Annotated in this window: 16 protein-coding genes; 7 read left to right on the top strand and 9 right to left on the bottom strand. The window is 66.6% G+C overall.

What is annotated here, in order from left to right; translation table 11 throughout:
- Positions 1–13 precede the first annotated feature (13 nt).
- From VF168_11450 to VF168_11420, 7 genes are all read right to left on the bottom strand, one after another.
- Positions 14–1,420, bottom strand: a complete 1,407-nt coding sequence (locus VF168_11450; protein ID HEX7004788.1) for a tetratricopeptide repeat protein — start codon at positions 1,418–1,420, stop codon at positions 14–16.
- A gap of 55 nt (positions 1,421–1,475) precedes the next feature.
- The gene (locus VF168_11445) at positions 1,476–2,228 is read right to left on the bottom strand and encodes a PIG-L family deacetylase (protein HEX7004787.1); all 753 of its coding nucleotides are present in this window, start codon (positions 2,226–2,228) and stop codon (positions 1,476–1,478) included.
- 71 nt (positions 2,229–2,299) lie between these two features.
- Positions 2,300–4,885, bottom strand: coding sequence for an ATP-dependent chaperone ClpB (gene clpB / locus VF168_11440; GenBank protein HEX7004786.1), 2,586 nt, complete (start codon positions 4,883–4,885; stop codon positions 2,300–2,302).
- A gap of 81 nt (positions 4,886–4,966) precedes the next feature.
- Positions 4,967–5,335, bottom strand: a complete 369-nt coding sequence (locus tag VF168_11435) for a VOC family protein (protein HEX7004785.1) — start codon at positions 5,333–5,335, stop codon at positions 4,967–4,969.
- Positions 5,336–5,414: 79 nt separating this feature from the next.
- Positions 5,415–6,791, bottom strand: coding sequence for an NAD(P)(+) transhydrogenase (Re/Si-specific) subunit beta (locus tag VF168_11430; protein ID HEX7004784.1), 1,377 nt, complete (start codon positions 6,789–6,791; stop codon positions 5,415–5,417).
- Complete coding sequence (locus tag VF168_11425; protein HEX7004783.1) at positions 6,792–7,064, bottom strand: NAD(P) transhydrogenase subunit alpha; 273 nt, start codon at positions 7,062–7,064, stop codon at positions 6,792–6,794.
- Entirely contained in the window at positions 7,061–8,200 is a 1,140-nt protein-coding gene (locus VF168_11420; GenBank protein ID HEX7004782.1) for a Re/Si-specific NAD(P)(+) transhydrogenase subunit alpha, read from the bottom strand. Before VF168_11420 ends, VF168_11425 begins: the two co-directional genes overlap by 4 nt.
- A 55-nt stretch (positions 8,201–8,255) precedes the next feature.
- Between VF168_11420 and pfkA the strand changes: the two genes are divergently transcribed.
- Positions 8,256–9,224 carry a 6-phosphofructokinase gene (pfkA, locus tag VF168_11415; protein HEX7004781.1) on the top strand — a complete coding sequence of 323 codons (969 nt, stop codon included), beginning with the start codon at positions 8,256–8,258 and terminating at the stop codon, positions 9,222–9,224.
- Between the two features lie 33 nt (positions 9,225–9,257).
- Here pfkA and tyrS read toward each other — a convergent pair whose 3' ends face one another.
- Positions 9,258–10,463: a tyrosine--tRNA ligase gene (gene tyrS / locus VF168_11410; protein ID HEX7004780.1), complete on the bottom strand. Its 1,206-nt coding sequence runs from the start codon at positions 10,461–10,463 to the stop codon at positions 9,258–9,260.
- A 156-nt stretch (positions 10,464–10,619) separates the two neighbouring features.
- Here tyrS and gnd point away from each other — a divergent pair, with 156 nt between their 5' ends.
- The 3 genes from gnd to rocF are packed head-to-tail and all read left to right on the top strand — an operon-like array spanning position 10,620 to position 13,997.
- Positions 10,620–11,594 carry a decarboxylating 6-phosphogluconate dehydrogenase gene (gene gnd / locus VF168_11405; protein HEX7004779.1) on the top strand — a complete coding sequence of 325 codons (975 nt, stop codon included), beginning with the start codon at positions 10,620–10,622 and terminating at the stop codon, positions 11,592–11,594.
- A 3-nt stretch (positions 11,595–11,597) separates the two neighbouring features.
- A complete protein-coding gene (gene zwf, locus VF168_11400; GenBank protein ID HEX7004778.1) occupies positions 11,598–13,097 on the top strand; it encodes a glucose-6-phosphate dehydrogenase in 1,500 nt (499 codons plus the stop codon).
- Between the two features lie 3 nt (positions 13,098–13,100).
- Positions 13,101–13,997, top strand: a complete 897-nt coding sequence (rocF, locus tag VF168_11395) for an arginase (protein HEX7004777.1) — start codon at positions 13,101–13,103, stop codon at positions 13,995–13,997.
- 28 nt (positions 13,998–14,025) lie between these two features.
- Here the strand turns inward: rocF and VF168_11390 are convergent, their stop codons facing one another.
- On the bottom strand, positions 14,026–14,925 hold the full coding sequence (locus VF168_11390) for a patatin-like phospholipase family protein (GenBank protein ID HEX7004776.1): 900 nt from the start codon (positions 14,923–14,925) through the stop codon (positions 14,026–14,028).
- A 94-nt stretch (positions 14,926–15,019) separates the two neighbouring features.
- Between VF168_11390 and VF168_11385 the strand changes: the two genes are divergently transcribed.
- The 3 genes from VF168_11385 to VF168_11375 all read left to right on the top strand — a co-directional run bounded on the left by VF168_11385 (position 15,020) and on the right by VF168_11375 (position 17,314).
- Positions 15,020–15,808 (top strand): hypothetical protein, encoded by a 789-nt coding sequence (locus VF168_11385; GenBank protein ID HEX7004775.1) that lies wholly within the window; start codon positions 15,020–15,022, stop codon positions 15,806–15,808.
- A 61-nt stretch (positions 15,809–15,869) separates the two neighbouring features.
- On the top strand, positions 15,870–16,508 hold the full coding sequence (phoU, locus tag VF168_11380; GenBank protein ID HEX7004774.1) for a phosphate signaling complex protein PhoU: 639 nt from the start codon (positions 15,870–15,872) through the stop codon (positions 16,506–16,508).
- A gap of 47 nt (positions 16,509–16,555) precedes the next feature.
- Entirely contained in the window at positions 16,556–17,314 is a 759-nt protein-coding gene (locus VF168_11375; protein HEX7004773.1) for an N-acetylmuramoyl-L-alanine amidase, read from the top strand.
- Positions 17,315–17,318: the final 4 nt, after the last annotated feature.

Raw genomic sequence — 17,318 nt, 5'->3', positions numbered from 1 at the left:
TTCGGCCGCGGCTCTAGTTGACTACCCGGCGATGACCACCCAGCTGCTGTTCGGCCGACTCCAGATAGCCCTTGAGCGGCAGGAACCACTCGTTACTCGGGTCGGTGTAGGCAAGGGCGGCTCGCGCGTGGGTAGCGAGACGCTCGGCGACCTCGGGCCCCTTCTGAGCGAAGACGTCGGCCAGGAGCTGTTGGGCGAGAACCCAGACGGGCTCACCGGGCTCGCTGGCGCTGGCGGCCCGTTCGAACCAGGTGACCGCTTCGTCCAGTCGGAAGTACTCGTAGGCTATCGAGCCGAGCGTGAAACAGGCGGCTGCCGTCGCCCCCGACTCCAGAGCCTGGGTTGCCAGAACGGCGGAACGGTCGAAGTTGCCAAGCTTGAACAGCACCTCGGCGAGATCGGCGAGGGCGTCGGCCCGGTAGGCATAGGAGAGGTCGGCAACCACCTCTTCGAGGTGATCCTGGGCGGCGTCGAGGTCCCCGGCTTCCATCAGCGCCAGCGACCACTCGTGCAGCGCGTACGAAACCTGGTCGTCGGCCGCGCTCCCGGCGGCATCCTGGAACAGCTCGGCTGCCTCACGGTAGTTGCCCAGGCTCAGCATCACCTGACCCTGGGCGAGACGAACGGCATAGAGCTGCTCCCCCTCGTCACCGGCGAGGGTACTCGCTTCGGCGAGCAGCTCGAGCGCCCTGTTCGGGTTGCCACGCTCGAACTCGGCTCGGCCGGTGAGGTAGCGCAGGTGGGCGAGATCGTCCTCGAGCTCGAGCAGCGATTCGTCGACGCCGCCCAGCACCAGCAGCGCTGCTTCGCCGCGGCGCATCTCTATCAGGCAACCGGCGAGCGCGAGGCGCTCGAGTTGCTGGTCGGTGCCGGAGGCGAGCTGAACCGATCGCTCGAAGGCGGCAGCGGCGCCATCGAGCCGGCCCAGCTGCTCCTCGATGAGCCCCACCAGCGACCAGCGGCGCCAGCCCAGGTAGCTGGGAAGTTCCGGCTCCTCGAGAGCGGCGAGGTAGTGCAGCGCATCCTCGAGCGCGCCGGCGGTGAACAGGGCGCTGGCGGCGTGATAGAGGGCCTCCGCGTCGCCGGACTCGCGGACCTCCTTGAGACCGCGTTTCACGGCCCGCGCGCTCTCCCCAGCCAGCGCCCCGAACTCCCAGTAGAGGGCCTGATAGAGGACCAGTTCGGTAATTGCGGGATCGGTTTCTACGGCGCTCCTGAGGGCCAGCGAGCCCTCCTCGAGCCCTTCGTCGCCGTAGAGAGCGTAGAGGCCGGCGAGATGAAGGCGGTAGAGGGCCCTGCTGCGACGCCTGCGACGACGCCGTACGGCGCTCTCGAGAAGAGCGAAGGCGGCGTCGTATCTCCCCTGGGCCAGCGCCTGGCGCACAGGCTCGAGATCGCTCAGCTCACCGCTTCCGAACATCGAGAATACGGTACCACGCGCCCACTCTCGGCCATCCTCCTAGGTCGCCCCAGGTTCAGAGCCAGTAAACGGTCTGGCCCCCCAACTCCTCCTGCGAAGGTACCGGCACGGCCTGGTGGAAACTCTCCACCATGAGCCGGCGGGAGAAGCGGCGCATGTACATGAGCACGCTGCGTGCCTGCGTCTCGTGCTGCGCCATCGCCCGCAGCTTCGCCTCGACTTCCCAGCCGAGCTCGACGTAATGGGTCGGCGCCAGGTGCCGGGCCTTCAGCTCCTCGGCTTCGAGGAAGCCCGCGGGCACAGGCCCCTGATAAGGACGTTCGCTGGCGAAGTAGAAAAGTTTCTCCGGCCTGCTGCGAGCTGACTCGATCGCGGCCAGCGCCAGGCGGTTCGTGACGACATGGTCCGGATGACCGTTGGCGCCGTTGGGCGGGAAGGTGAGGATGACGCGTGGCGACACGTGGTCGATTATCTCGCTGATCCGGCCGGCCACCTCCCCCTGGTCTTCACCCTGCAGCCCCGGTCGCGGATCCATGCCGCGGTCGGCGGCGGTGACGAAATCCGGATAGTCGAAGATGTAGACGTCGTCGTCCCGAACACCCAGTGCGGACAGTGAACGCCTGAGCTCCTGCTCGCGGCAGGCGGGTAGCTCCTCCCGGCTGCACAGCTCGAGGGTGCGGCCGGCGCCGCCCCGTGTGAGGGTGATGGTGACGACGCGTTTGCCGTGTTGGGTCATGCGGCGGAAGAGGCCGCCGGAACCGAAGACCTCGTCGTCGGGATGGGGAACGATCAAGCAGAGGTCGACCATTCGCCAATGCTACCGCGGGGCCCATGCCGGCGCGAAGCCGGCCCTGGGCCCCCTCGTGGAGGCGTGGCCCGTCAGTTCGCGACCGGCTCGGCTTCCACCGTCTGGAAGCTGAATCCGTCGCTGCTCGGCTCCACCCGAACGAGACTTCCGTCGCCTACCTCGCCGGCGATGATCTTGCGCGAGAGCGGCGTCTCGATCAGCTGCTGGATGGCCCGTTTGAGGGGTCGGGCGCCGAAGACGGGGTCGTATCCCACGGCGGCGAGCTGTTCGAGGGCGGCGGGCGAGAGTTCGAGCTGGATGCGCCGCTCGGCCAGACGTTCGCGCAGTCGATCGAGTTGGATCTCGGCTATCGCGCCGACCTGTTCGCGGTCGAGCGCATGGAACACGATGATGTCGTCGACGCGGTTGAGGAACTCGGGGCGGAAGTGCTGCTGCAGCTGTCCCATCACCGCGCTCCTGATCTCGCTCTGGTCGGCACCGGCTCGGCTCATCTCGAGGATCTGAGGGGAACCGATGTTGCTGGTCATGATCACCACCGTGTTGCGGAAGTCGACGGTGCGGCCGTGAGCGTCGGTAAGTCGGCCGTCGTCGAGTAGTTGCAGCAGGGCGTTGAAGACATCGGGATGGGCCTTCTCGATCTCGTCGAAGAGCAGGACCGAGTAGGGCCGGCGGCGTACCGCTTCGGTAAGCTGACCACCCTCCTCGTAGCCGACGTAGCCTGGCGGTGCCCCGATGAGCCTGGCGACCGTGTGCTTCTCCATGTACTCCGACATGTCGAGACGGATCATGTTCTCCTCGCTGTCGAACAGCTGTTCGGCCAGCGCCTTGGCCGTCTCGGTCTTCCCTACTCCGGTCGGGCCGAGGAAGATGAACGAGCCGATCGGTCGGTTCGGGTCCGAGAGCCCGGCTCGTGAACGTCTGATGGCGTCGGCCACTGCATCGATGGCTTCGTCCTGTCCCACGACCCGTTGGTGCAGCGCCCGTTCGAGGTCGAGCAGCTTCTCCCGTTCGCTCTCGACGAGGCGCGACACGGGGATGCCGGTAGTTCGCGAGACTACCTCGGCGATCTCGTCCTCGCCCACTTCCAGCCGCACGTATTCGGCATTCTCGAGTTTCGCGGACAGTTCCCGGAACTGCTGATCCAGCTTGGGCAGCTGCCCGTAGCGCAGTTCCGCGGCCCGGTTGAGGTCGTAGTCGCGTTCGGCAGCCTCGATCTGGGTTCTGACCCGGTCGCGCTCCTCCTGGACCTCGCGCAGCTGGTCGAGGATCTGCTTCTCGGCCTCCCAACCGGCCTGCGCCTCGGACATACGGTCCTCTATGGCCCTGAGCTCCTCCTCGAGCCGCACGAGCCTCTGAGCCGACTCGGGGTCCTCCTCCCGCCTGAGCGCCTGGAGCTCGACCTCGAGCTGCAGCTTGCGCCGTCTCAGGTCGTCTATCTCCTCGGGCAGGCTCTCCAGCTGTACCCGGATGCGCGAGGCCGCTTCGTCTATCAGGTCGATGGCCTTGTCGGGCAACCGGCGGTCGGAGATGTAACGGTGTGACAGGACTGCCGCTGCGATGATCGCGGGGTCCGAAATCTGGATCCCGTGGTGGACCTCGTACTTCTCCTTGATGCCGCGGAGGATACTGATCGTCTCTTCGATCGATGGCTCGTCCACCAGCACGGGCTGGAAGCGCCGTTCGAGCGCTGCGTCCTTCTCGATCTCGCGGTACTCGCTCAAGGTGGTCGCGCCGATCATCCGCAGTTCGCCGCGGGCCAGCGGCGGTTTGAGCATGTTCCCCGCGTCGACCGCTCCTTCTGCTTTCCCGGCGCCGACGATCGTATGCAGCTCGTCGATGAACAGCACGATCTCGCCGCCCGAGTCGACGGTCTCCTTGATCACGCCCTTGAGCCGCTCCTCGAACTCGCCGCGGTACTTGGCACCAGCGAGCAGGCTACCCATGTCGAGCTGGACGATCCGCTTGCCCTGCAGTCCCTCGGGAACGTCTTTGTTGACGATGCGAACCGCCAACCCCTCTGCGATCGCGGTCTTCCCTACCCCGGGATCGCCTATGAGCACCGGGTTGTTCTTGGTGCGACGCAGAAGGATCTGGATGGTGCGGCGTATCTCTTCGTCGCGGCCGATCACCGGGTCGAGCTTCCCGTCGCGGGCTCGCTCGGTGAGGTCTATTCCGTATCTCTCGAGGGCCTCGAAGCTGCCCTCGGCTGTCTTGCTGTCCACTGTGCGTCCCTTCCTGATCTCGCTCGCAGCCGCCACCAGCGAGTCGCCTTCAGGAAGCATCGCCAGATCACGACCGGCAGTCTGTCGCAGGGCGACCAGTAGAGCGTCGGCAGCCACGAAGCTGTCGCCCCACTCGCGAGCGAGGCGGTCGGCCTCGTCGAAGGCTCGCGCGAGCTCCGGCGCCATGTACTGGCCGGCCTGGGTATCGCCCGAAACTCGCGGGAGCCTGGCCAGCGCAGCGTCGAGCGCCGCTTGTATCTGCTGCAGTTCGCCCCCGGCCCGCTGGACTACCCTCGCTGGGGCGCCGCTCGCGTCGGCGAGCAGGGCGGTCGCCAGGTGCAAAGGCCCGAAGGCCTGGTGCTGCCTCGCACGGGCTACCTGCTGGCCCGACGCCACCGCCTGCAGAGCTGATTCGGTCAGCCTCTCGGCATCCATGAGGAGTATTATGAAATCTGAGTCTGGTGTTGTCAACCTCGCTGCATACGGCGAAGCTTCGCCTACGAGGCTGGGCGCGCCCTAGCCAGTCTCGGTGAACACCCAGATCTGACCGTCGGGGTCGTAGATCTCGAACTCGACGTCACCCCAGGGACGCGTCACCGGTTCGGTGATCGGCCCAGCCGGATCCTGATGATCGAACGCCTCGATGCCCACGGCGTTCAGTCGCGCGAGCTCGGCGGCCGCATCACGAACTGAGACGTGCAGGTTCGGCTTCGAATCGCGCCCCCTCCTGCCGCCGGGGTGGAGCATTATCTCGGCGTCGCCGAGAGCGAACCAGTGCATCCCCTCGTAGCCACGCAGGTAGCGGAAGCCGACCCGTCCGTACCACGCCCGCGAGGCTTCGGTATCGCTGCAGAAGATGACTACGTGGTGGAAGCCTTCGATCATGCTCACCTCGGTGGAACGGGACGCCACCCGTTCGCCAGGGCTCCAGCCGTCCACGAGCGAAGCCGGCCGGGGCCGCCGCCTACGCCGCCTCCGCCTCCTTGAACTCGGAGACCAGCGTCGACAGGCTGGCCTTCGCATCGCCGAACAGCATCCTCGTGTTGGGCTTGTAGAAGAGCTCGTTCTCCACGCCCGAGAAGCCCGGCTTCATGCTCCGCTTGAGCACGAACACCGTTTTCGCCTCATCGACGTTGATGATCGGCATCCCGTATAGCGGCGAACCGGGGTCCTCGCGGGCAGCCGGGTTCACGACATCGTTGGCGCCGATGACGACGGCGACGTCCACCGTTGCCATGGTCGGGTTCACGTCCTCCGGCTCGACGAGCTGCTCGTACGGAACGTTCGCCTCGGCCAACAGGACGTTCATGTGGCCCGGCATGCGGCCGGCGACCGGGTGGATGGCGTAGCGCACCTCTGCACCGTTGGCCTCGAGCAGGTCGGCGAGTTCGCGAACGGCGTGCTGCGCCTGGGCTACCGCCATCCCGTAGCCGGGCACGAACAGTACGCTGCGAGCCGCCTCCAGGATGAAGTAGGCGTCCTCGGCCGAAATCGGCTGGACCTCCCCCTCGACCTCGCGCGAGGCGCCCCCGGTTGCCGCGCCGAAGCCACTGAAAAGCACGTTGGCCAGCGACCGGTTCATGCTCTTGCACATGATCTGCGTGAGGATCAGGCCACTGGCGCCTACCAGCGAGCCGGCCACGATCAGCACGTTGTTGCCGATGATGAAGCCCGCGGCACTGGCGGCTACGCCCGAGTAGGAGTTGAGGAGCGATACAACGATCGGCATGTCGGCCCCGCCGATGGGGATGACCGCCAGGACGCCGAGGAGCAGCGAGAGCAGCATCAGCACGACGAAGATCGGATAGCTGGTTTCGGGCGTCGCGATGAAGAGCAGGCCAGTGGCGACGATGGCGAGAGCCAGCAGGGCGTTGGCCCACTGCTGCCCGCTGAACTGGATCGGACGGCCGGGGATGCGCTCCGCCAGCTTGCCGTAGGCTACGACGCTGCCGGTGAAGGCAACGGCTCCCACGAGGATGGTGAAGAAGATGGCGACCGCCGTGAAGGTGGGGACTTCGCCCGCGTTGTGGTATTCGGCCCAACCGACCAGCATGCTCGCGAGGCCTCCGGAGCCGTTGAAGAGCGCGACCATCTCCGGCATCTGGGTCATCTGCACCCTCTGTGCCGCGACGAGTCCGACGCCCGAGCCTACGATCAGGCCGGCGACTATCCAGGTGAAGTCGAGTCCCCCCTGAACCAGGGTCGCCACGATCGCGACCAGCATCGCCAGGGCAGAGAGAAGGTTACCGTTGCGCGCGCTGCCGGCGCGACCCAACATCTTGAGGCCGATGATGAACATCACCGAGGCGGCGATGTAGGCGAGTTGGACGATGAGTTCCACCTAGCGCCCCTTGCTCCTGAACATCGCCAGCATCCGGTCGGTGACCATATATCCGCCGACGACGTTGATCATAGCGAAGACGACCGCCAGGAAACCGAGGATTGTGGCGAACGGGCCGCTGCTGCCGGCGGCCACGATCGCACCCACTATGGTTATCCCCGAGATCGCGTTCGCGCCCGACATGAGCGGCGTGTGCAGCTGGGACGGGACCTTGGTTATGAGCTCCAGCCCCAGGAAGATCGCCAGAACGAAGATGAACAGGAGAAGGATCATGCGGTGGCCTCCACCAAGGCGCGGATCTGCTCGTGGCGAACTTCGCCGCCCGACGTGAGCAGGCAGGAGTCGACGACGGCATCGGATGTGTCCAGTTCGAGCCGGCCCAGCTCCTTGTCGAAAGCGTGCTCGATCAGGTTGTAGACGTTCGAGGAGTACATCTGGCTGGCGTCTCGGGCCACCTGCCCCGGCATGTTCGCGAGCCCGACGATCCGCACGCCCCCCACGTCCACCTCCTGGCCGGCGACGGTCCCCTCCACATTGCCCCCGGTCGAAGCGGCCAGGTCGACAACGACGCTGCCGGGTCGCATACCGGCTACCATCTCGGCAGTGATTATCCGCGGCGCTGGCCGGCCGAACACTTGCGCGGTGGTGATGAGGATGTCGGAGTTGGCGCAGTAGCGGGCCATCTGCTTGCGCTGCATCTCCAGTTGCTCCTCGGTGAGCGCCTTCGCGTAACCCTGCTCCGTCTGACCGGTCTCCCCCACGTCTATCTTCACGAACCGGGCGCCCAGCGACTGGACCTGCTCCTCGACCACCGGCCTGGTGTCGTACGCCTCGACCCGCGCTCCCAGGCGCTTGGCGGTCGCTATGGCCTGGAGGCCGGCGACGCCCACGCCCACCACGAAAACTCGCGCCGGGGCGATCGTTCCCGCGGGCGTGCTCATCATCGGCAGCGCCTTGTCTATCCGCTCGGCCGCCACGATCACGGCGGCGTACCCGGCCAGGCTCGCCTGCGACGAGAGGGCATCCATCTTCTGGGCATAGGTGCTGCGCGGGATGAGCTCCATGCAGAGAGTGCTGATGCCGCGGCCCACAAGGCGGGAGATCAGTTCGGGGTTCCGGAACGGGTCGAGGAACGAAACGAGGATCGAGCCCCGCTTCATCGCCTCAACCTCCGCCGCCGTCGGGGCGTTCAGGCGCACGACCAAGTCGGCCTCGGCGAAGCCCGGCTCGTCGTCGGCGACGATCCTGGCCCCGGCCTCCTCGTAGCTCTCGTCATTCAGGTGTAGGGAGTCACCGATCCCCCTCGCCACTCGAACCTCGAAGCCGAGTTCCACGAGCCTGGCCACCGAGTTCGGCATCAGCGCGACACGACTTTCCGGCGGGGGTTCCTTGCCTGCAAAGAGAATCATCTCGCCACATGATTACACAACGCGTTCCCTGGGGCACGGGCTATACTCGGTGGCCGTGAACCACATCGCGGTCCTCACCAGTGGCGGCGACGCGCCTGGCATGAACGCTGCCATCAGAGCGACCATCCGCACCGGGATACACGAAGGCGTCAAGACCTCGGTCATCTACAGGGGATTCCAGGGGTTGATCGAGGGCGACATCGAAGAGGTCGGGGCCCGAGCCGTCGCCAACATCATCCAGCGCGGCGGCACCATCTTGCGCACCGCCCGCTCCAAGCAGTTCATGGAGCCGGAGGGCCGGGCCGAGGCTGCCAGGCAACTGAGGAAGCACGGCATAGAGGGCCTCGTCGTGATCGGCGGAGACGGCTCGTTCCGCGGGGCGTCGAAGCTGTGGGAGGAGCAGGGCGTGCCGGTGATCGGCATCCCCGGCACCATCGACAACGACATCTATGGCACCGACGTGACGATCGGGTTCAACACCGCCCTAAACGTGGCGCTCGAGGCGATCGACCGGCTTCGCGACACCGCTGCTTCGCACGGCCGCCTCTTCCTCGTCGAGGTCATGGGCCGCCACTCGGGACACATCGCCCTCAACGTGGGCGTTGGCGGCGGGGCCGAGGCGATACTCCTGCCCGAGATCAGGATGAGTGGCGACGAGGTCATTAAGATGATCGTCAACGCCCAGGAACGTGGCAAGAGCTCGAGCATCGTGGTCGTGGCCGAAGGCGCCTACCCGGGCGGAGCGCTGGCCCTGCAGGCACACATCATCGAGGCGTGCGGCTACGAGGTTCGAACCTCGATCCTCGGTCACACCCAGCGTGGGGGCTCCCCGATAACTCGCGACCGGGTGCTCGCGTCCCGCCTCGGCTACATCGGCGTGATCGGACTGTTGAAGGGGAAGACCGGGATGATGGTGGGCGTCGACAAGCGCGGCGCCGTTTTCGTGCCCCTCGTTGAAGCCTGCGAGAAGGAGAAGGAGCTCGACTGGCAGCTCTACGAGATCGCCAAGGTACTGGCGATCTGAGCCTCGCGACCGCTGCGCCGGTCGCTCACCCCTTCAACCGGCCACGACCCGCACGAACCGATCTCGGCCGCGTTGCAGCACCCGCGGCTGCTCGAGCGAGACCTTCGCCTGGGGGTCGCTAAGCACCTCGCCATCCACCCGCAGTCCGCGGTTGCCGATGAGCCTGCGCGCTTCGCCGTTCGAGGCGGTCAACCCGGCCAGCGTGAAGAGCTTGAGGACGCCGATAGCGCCACCGTCGAGCTCCCCGTTCTCGACCCTGACCTCGTCGAGCTCCTCGGGGATGCCCCCCCTGGCAACCTGATCGTAGCGCTCCTCGGCCGGCGCGATCGGCTCGTCGCCGTGGTAGAGGCGCACCAGATCGCGGGCGTAGACCCGGTGGGCGGCGACAGGGTCCCTCTCCAGCAGCTCGCGCAGAGGATCCAGTTCGGTAGCGGTAGTGAGCTCCGCGTAGCGGACGAGGAGCGAGTCGGGCACCTGCATCGCTTTCCTGAACATCACTTCTGCCGGCTCGGTTATCCCGATATAGTTGCCAAGCGACTTGGACATCTTCTCGACCCCGTCGGTGCCCTCGAGCAGCGGCGTGGTCAGGGCCACTTGCGGATCCAGGCCGTAGGCGCGCTGTACGTCGCGGCCGACCAGCAGGTTGAACAACTGGTCGGTGCCGCCGAGTTCCACGTCGGCCCGGATCGCGACCGAATCGTAGGCCTGCGAAAGCGGGTAGAGGAACTCGTGGATGGAGATGGGTATGCCCGCGGCGTAGCGCTTGGTGAAGTCGTCGCGTTCGAGCATCCTGGCGACCGTATAGGTCGAGGCAAGCCGGATCATCTCGCCGAAGTCGATCCCATCGAGCCACTCCGAGTTGTGGCGGACCTCGAGCCGCTCCGGGTTCTCGTCGAGTACGAGCGTCGCCTGGGACAGGTAGGTGCGGCCGAACTCCCGCGTCTGCTCGAGGGTGAGTACGGGCCTCGTCTTCGAACGGCCCGACGGATCACCTATGGTCGCCGTCCGGTCGCCGATGATGAGCACCGCCTTGTGACCCAGATCCTGGAACTGCCGCATCTTGCGCAGTACCACCGCGTGGCCAACGTGGAGGTCGCTGCTCGACGGGTCGACCCCAAGCTTCACACGCAGCTGCCGTCCCTCTCGCTCGGCTAGCTCGAGCTTCTCCCGGAGCCCCGCTGCCGGAACCAGCTGTTCCACTCCCCGGCCCAGGCAACTCAGGCTGTCGTCTACGTCCATGTCGTTCCTCTCGGCTCGCTCGCGCCGCTCCCGGACGAGCCCAGGGGCGAGTCTATCACCGCATTCGGCGTCCACCAGCCGCTGCTCGTCCTCCCGGCGGAGGCAACACACATAGCCGTTCCGCCCGCCCCTGCTAGCATCGCCAAGGGAGGATCTATGGAAGTCGGCATCGTCGGATTGGGCAAGATGGGCGGCAACATGGCTCTGCGGCTCATCCGCGGCGGGCACCAGGTGCTCGCCAACGACCTCGACCCGGAGGCGAAGGCCCACCTGGAAGAGCAAGGGGGCCGCACCGTCAGTGACCTGGAAGATCTCGTCTCTGCCCTCGAGAAGCCTCGGGTGGCCTGGCTGATGTTGCCCGCCGGCAAGATAACGGAGTCGGTGGTGGACGAGATCCTGCCACTGCTCGATCCCGGCGACATCCTCGTGGACGGTGCCAACTCGTTCTGGAAGGACTCCCGTCGGAGAGCGGCGAAGGCAGCCGAACTCTCGGTCGACTACGTGGACTGTGGCGTCTCGGGGGGAGTTTGGGGACTGGAGAGCGGTTACAACCTGATGCTGGGCGGCAGCGAGGAGGCGATCGGTGAGCTCGTTCCGTTGCTGGAGACGCTGTCTCCTGAGGGGGGCTATCTCAGGACGGGCGGTAGCGGCAGCGGTCACTTCGTGAAGATGATCCACAACGGAATCGAGTACGGGCTGATGCAGGCGTACGGCGAGGGCTTCGAGGCGATGGCCAGCTACCCTCACGGCGAGATCGACCTTCCCGCGGTGGCGCGACTCTGGATGAAAGGGAGTGTCGTGCGCTCCTGGCTGCTCGAGCTAGGTCTGCTCGCTCTCGAGCAGGATCCACGCCTGGAGGACATCAGGGGGTACGTGGAGGACTCGGGCATGGGGCGCTGGACGGTCGACTTCGCGGTCGAGCACGCCGTCCCGATGCATGCGATAACCTCGGCCCTCTACGCTAGGTTCGCCAGCCGCCAGCCTAACGGCTTCGCCGCCAGGATGGCTGCGGCCTTGCGGAAGGAGTTCGGCGGTCACGCCATCGTGGCCATGGACACTCCAGCCGAAGACATGGTCAGTCAGGACGACCCGGGAGACGAGGCGATGGACGAGGTCGAGAGGAGTGGCTGACAGGTGAGCGCGGAGGTGCTCGAGCATCCGGCGGTAACGTCCGGCGAGGACCGGGGCAAGGAAGTCGCGCCTCGTTGCGCCTTCGTCATCTTCGGCGTGACCGGTGACCTGGCCTCCCGTAAGCTCCTGCCGGCGCTCTACGCGCTCCACCGCCGGGGCTACCTCCACCCGGAAACCACCATAGTCGGCTACGGCCGTAGCGACTGGAACGACGAGACGTTGCGTGAGCACGCTCGTGAGTCGCTGGAGGCCGACCCTGGAGAGTTCGACAGGGCGACCTGGGAAGAACTGGCTCCCCGACTCGTCTACGTGAGGGGAGGGTACGGCGAGGCCGAGGGGATGCAGCGTCTCAAGAGGCTGCTGGGGGAGTCGCAGCAGGAGAACCGGGTCTTCTATACCGCCACGCCGCCATCTACCTACCCGCGGCTCATCGAGTCCCTCAGCGAGGCGGGCCTCCAGCAGAGCGACGAGGGCTGGACCCGCCTGGTCATCGAGAAGCCGTTCGGCCACGACCTGCAGAGCGCGGTAGCGCTGAACGACCTGGCGATCCGCCACTTCGACGAGAGCCAGCTCTTCCGGATCGACCACTACCTGGCCAAGGAGACGGCTCAGAACCTGGCCGTGCTGCGCTTCGCCAATACCGTTTTCGAGCCGTTGTGGAGCAACCGATACATAGATCACGTGCAGATCACGATGACCGAGGACCTTGGAGTCGACGGGCGCGGGAGTTTCTACGAGCAGTCGGGCGTGATCCGCGACGTCTTCCAGAATCACCTCCTGCAATTGCTGTCTCTGGTGGCGATGGAGCCACCCGCCAACTTCGACGCCACCAGCGTGCGGAACGAGAAGGTAAAGGTCTTCCACGCGATGACCTGTCCGGCTCCAGCCGACACGGTGCTGGGTCAGTACGTGGCCGCCAACGGCATGCCCGGCTACCGCGAGGAGGAGGGCGTCGATCCGGACTCGAAGCAGGCGACATACGCCGCGGTACGCTTCGAGATCAGGAACTGGCGCTGGAGCGGTGTGCCGTTCTTCGTGCGGAGCGGCAAGCGGCTGGAGCGCAAGGCCACCGAGATCGTCCTCCGATTCCGCAACCCACCACACATACCCTTCTCGCTTCCAGCCCAGCCGCGGCCCGATCGACTCACTCTCCGACTCACCCCGGACGAGGGGATAGACCTGCGCTTCAACACGAAGGTTCCCGGCCAGGAGATAGCGCTGGAGCGAGCCAATATGGAGTTCACCTACGCTCGTCGCTTCGAACGCCCCAACCCCGACGCCTACGAGACCCTGCTGCTCGACACGATGACCGGCGACGCGACACTCTTCATGCGCGCGGACGAGGTAGAGGCCCAGTGGCGGGTAGTGGCGCCGGTGCTCGAAGAGCAGGATCGCCTCACCGAACAGCCCTGCCCCTACCCCGCCGGCAGCTTCGGGCCCCCTGAGGCAGACCGGCTACTCGCAGGCAGCGGTCGACACTGGCACCGGCCGGGGGATGGCTAGGAGGTGGCCGAGTCACCCAAGGAGATCGCCATCCTGGGCGTCCCCATGGACTTCGGCGCCGGACGCCGAGGGGTGGACATGGGCCCCAGCGCCATGCGCCTGGCGAAACTGGAGGACACTCTCGTCGCACTCGGTCATCGGGTCGAAGACCTTGGCAACGTCGAGGTGCCGGTCCCCGAGGCGCTGGCCAACGAAGGCGGCCTCCACTTCGTCGACCCGATAGCCGATACCTGCCGGATCGCTTACCGGAAGCTGAGCAGCCTGCCTCCCGACCGGTATCCCCTCGCGCTGGGCGGTGACCACTCGATCTCGATGGGGACGATCGCAGGAGTCGCCGCGCACGGCCGCACAGGCGTTCTGTGGATCGACGCCCACGCCGACCTCAACACTCCTGAGACCTCACCGAGCCTGAACATACACGGCATGCCTCTGGCGCACCTGCTGGGGCACGGTCATCCCAAGCTGCTCGACATCTGGGGCGGAGGGCCGGTACTTCGGCCCGAGGACGTTGTCTTCATAGGCCTTCGCACCCTCGACGAGGGCGAGCGACAGCTGATCTTCGACCTGGAGCTGCGCGCCTACACGATGGAGGACGTCGACCGCCGCGGGATCGTGGAGGTCGCCGGCGAGGCGCTGGAATACCTCTCTGAGACGGCCAGGCTGCACCTGTCGTTCGATGCGGACGTGCTCGACCCGTCGGTCGCCCCGGGAGTAGGAACCCCGGTCCCGGGAGGACTCAACTACCGCGAGGCCCACTCCCTGATGGAGCTCCTCTGTCAGTCGGACAGCGTCACCAGCACCGACCTCGTAGAGGTCAACCCGTTCCTCGACGTCAGGAACGGGACCGCGGCGATCATGGTCGAACTAGCCGCCAGCCTGATGGGCAAGCGGATCCTCTGAACAACGTGAGTCGAACGGGGTCGGTCGCCTAGGCGAGGTCCAGGTCGGCGAGCGCGGTGCGCAAGCGCGGCATGAAACGCGACATCGCTTCCTCACCCGCCCGGATCGCTGCGTCTGCCCGGTTGAAGTTGAGCCAGGAGATCGGCGGACGGGTATGCACCTGGAGAGAATCGGCCTCCTCCTCGGGACAGCACCAGCTGTCCACGGTCAACGCCAACGCCCTGCCCAGGCTCGCCATCGGGTTGCGGTGTCGGCTGTCGGAGAGGCTCCGATGCAGCCGCCTGCCCATGGGCGTCTGGACCAGCCGCTGGGCGAGTTGGATGGCCGGGGAATCGTTGGCTGTCATCCCGGCTCCGATCCCTACACGGATGTCGACGTCGAATTCGTCGAGGGTCTCGAGCGGCACCGGCGCGCCGAGGCCACCATCGACCAGGCGCCTGCCGTCCACCTCGACCGGCCAGAAGACCCCCGGCATCGCGGTGCTGGCGCGCAACGCCCTGGCCAGCGGGCCCTCGTCGAGGAGCACCCTCTCCCCGTTGTCGACGTCGGTGGCGACGATCACCAGTGGGACCTCGAGGTCGGCGAAAGTACGTCCTTCGGTCAGGCCCTCGAAGTAGGCCTCGAGCCGGCGTCCTTCGAACAGAGCAGCACGGTGCAGGCCGAAATCGAGCAGGTGCGGCAGCAGATGACGGCGCCGCATCGCCGAGGCGTCGTGTCGCAACTGGGCGACCGAGTGACCGGCTGCGTAGAGGGCGCCGATGACGGCGCCGAAAGAGGTGCCTACGATCAGATCGGGAGCCAGCGAGTGCTTCTCGAGCGTCGCCAGCACGCCTATGTGAGCGTAACCGCGAGCGCTGCCGCCTCCTAGCGCGATGCCTATTCGGGGCCGGGTTGCACCAGAGGGGAGTTCTTCGGGGGTCGGGGTCATCGCCTCCAAGTATAGGGAGGTGACCATGAACCGCATGTAGGGAACATGATTATTGCCGCAGCTGTGACATATGCCCTGATGCTAGACTCCCCCAATGCCAGATCTGCAGCCCCTGGTCTCCCTCTTCGTGGGTGACCCCATCCTCGGCTACAGCCTGCTGGCCGCCCTCTTCCTCGCTCTGGTCAGCGTGACCGCGGGCCTCGCCCGGCTCGACCTGGCCGCGCTCGGCAATCCCAGGCCGGCACTGGTGTGCGCGCTCTGCGTCGCCGCCTCTGTGCTCCTGCGCCTGCTGATCTACGGTGACCTCCAGGAGGCGCCGGCCGGTGAAACGCCGCTCATGGCCGGACTCGAGCACTTCCCTCTCGTCCTGGCGGCGTTGGCTTACGGACCCACCCCTGGTCTGGTCGTTGCCGCCCTCTACGCCAACTTCGGCGCTCAGGGAGAACTTCCCCTGGCGCGGCAGGGGGTACTGGCGCTCGAGCTCGCTCTGGTTGGCTGGCTCGCCATCTACCCCTCTCCGCGCGAGCACCGCTGGGCTGGACCGGTCGACGCCATCCTGGGCTACACCCTCGCCTGGGCGACGGCTGGACTGGCCCTCGCCCAGTGGCAGTACGGGGGCCTGGGCATCGAGGCGCTCCTCGCGCAGCACACGGGTACCTGGCCAGGCGTGCTCGCCTCGGCCTTCCTCCTGCTGCTCATCCGTCCCGGCGTATACCGCTGGCTCTTCCCGCAGAGTCGGATCTACGAGACGGCCGAGGAGGCCCCGGTGGTCATCGAGCCGATCAGCGACGATCGGGGCGAGCGCAGCCGCACCGATCTCACCCAGTTCGACCTCCCGCCGGCAGACCGGGGCCGACGGCGGCGCCGCCGCAGCCGAACCTGAGCGCGCCGCGACCAGGCGCGCTCGATCGTCGTTCTCGCCGCGGATGCTACGCTCAGCGAGCATGACCGCCCTCGATCAGGACCTTCAGGAGATCGCCGGCGAAACGGTTCGCATGCTGAGCCTCGTACGCGAGGAGTGCGACCTCGCCCGGATGGCGCTCATCGATGGCGACGTCGCTGCAGGCGAGCGCTGCGTCGCCGCCGATCTGCGTATAGACGAGCTGCAGGAGGGCCTGGAGCGGCGGATCCTCACGGTCATCGCCCGCCGTCAACCGGCGGCTCGTGACCTGCGGTTCCTGGGGGCGATGTACCGGGCACTCGCCGATATCGAGCGCGCGGGAGACTACGCCGTGCACGTGGCGAAGTCGGCGATACTGCTGGCGGGCAAGCCACCCGTCAAGAAGTACCTCGACATGGGACGCATCCTGCAGGTGCTCATCGCCATGCTGGAGGTGACCAGCAAGGCCCTCGCCGAGTCGGATGCCGGGGCCGCCCGACGCGCTCTGGCGATGGACAACGAGATCGACGACCTCTACGAGCAGATCCAGCGGGAACTCCTCAGCTTCATGATCGCGGACGCCAGCCGCATCGGCCCGGGAATCGAGCTCCTTGCCGTCGGTCGTTACCTGGAGCGGCTGGGCGACCACATCGAGAACGTCAACGAGCACCTCATCTTCTGGCTCACCAACGAGCGGCTCTGAGAGAGCTCTCCTGTCGCGGGCAGCCGGCGGTCCGGTAAGCTCGAGGCATGCAGGACCTGGCACCCCGGCGGGCGGCCACGCGACGAGCGTGGCTCACGTTCCTCCTGTTGCTGTCCAGCACGGTCCTGCTCGCTCTGACCTTCCCCCAGCGAACCGACGTCCTGACCGAGAGCACCAGCCAGGCCGCCACCTCCACCTTCCGGATGTTGCGCAACCGGCTGCTGGGGCCGCCGAAGGTGGGCATACAGATCGGTCACCTCGACGCTCAACTCCACCCGGAAGAACTGGCCTCGCTACGCGCCTCGACCGGTGGCTACGGCGGTGGGCAGTACGAGGTCGAAGTGAACGAGGCGGTAGCCAGGGCGCTGGCCGCGCGATTACGCGAACGTGGCTTGATCGTCGAACTCCTTCCGGCGACGATCCCGCCCAACTACCGCGCCGACCTGGTCGTTTCACTGCACGCCGACAGCAGTCCGGCGGCCCACCGTCGCGGCTACAAGAGCGCGGTCTTCAGGCCCCGCCGCAATCGCTGGGACGCCCGCCTCAAGGCGCTCATCGACGACGCCAACCTGGGCGGTTCCACCCTCCCGGACGACGACCGTAACGTGACCGGCGACATGCTCGAGTATTACGCCTTCAACCCCGCTTACCGCCACAGCCTCGCCCGTCGAACCCCGGCCGTCATCGTCGAGATGGGCTACCTGAGCCACCCGCTGGACATGCGCCTGCTGCAGCGGCCAGAGCGGGTGGCGGGCCTGTTGGAGGAGGGAATAGTCGACTTCCTCGAACAGCGCGGCCGGCTCTGAGATG

Source organism: Trueperaceae bacterium (assembly GCA_036381595.1).
GTDB lineage: Bacteria > Deinococcota > Deinococci > Deinococcales > Trueperaceae > DASVCN01.
This window is presented reverse-complemented; position numbering and strand designations above follow the sequence as displayed.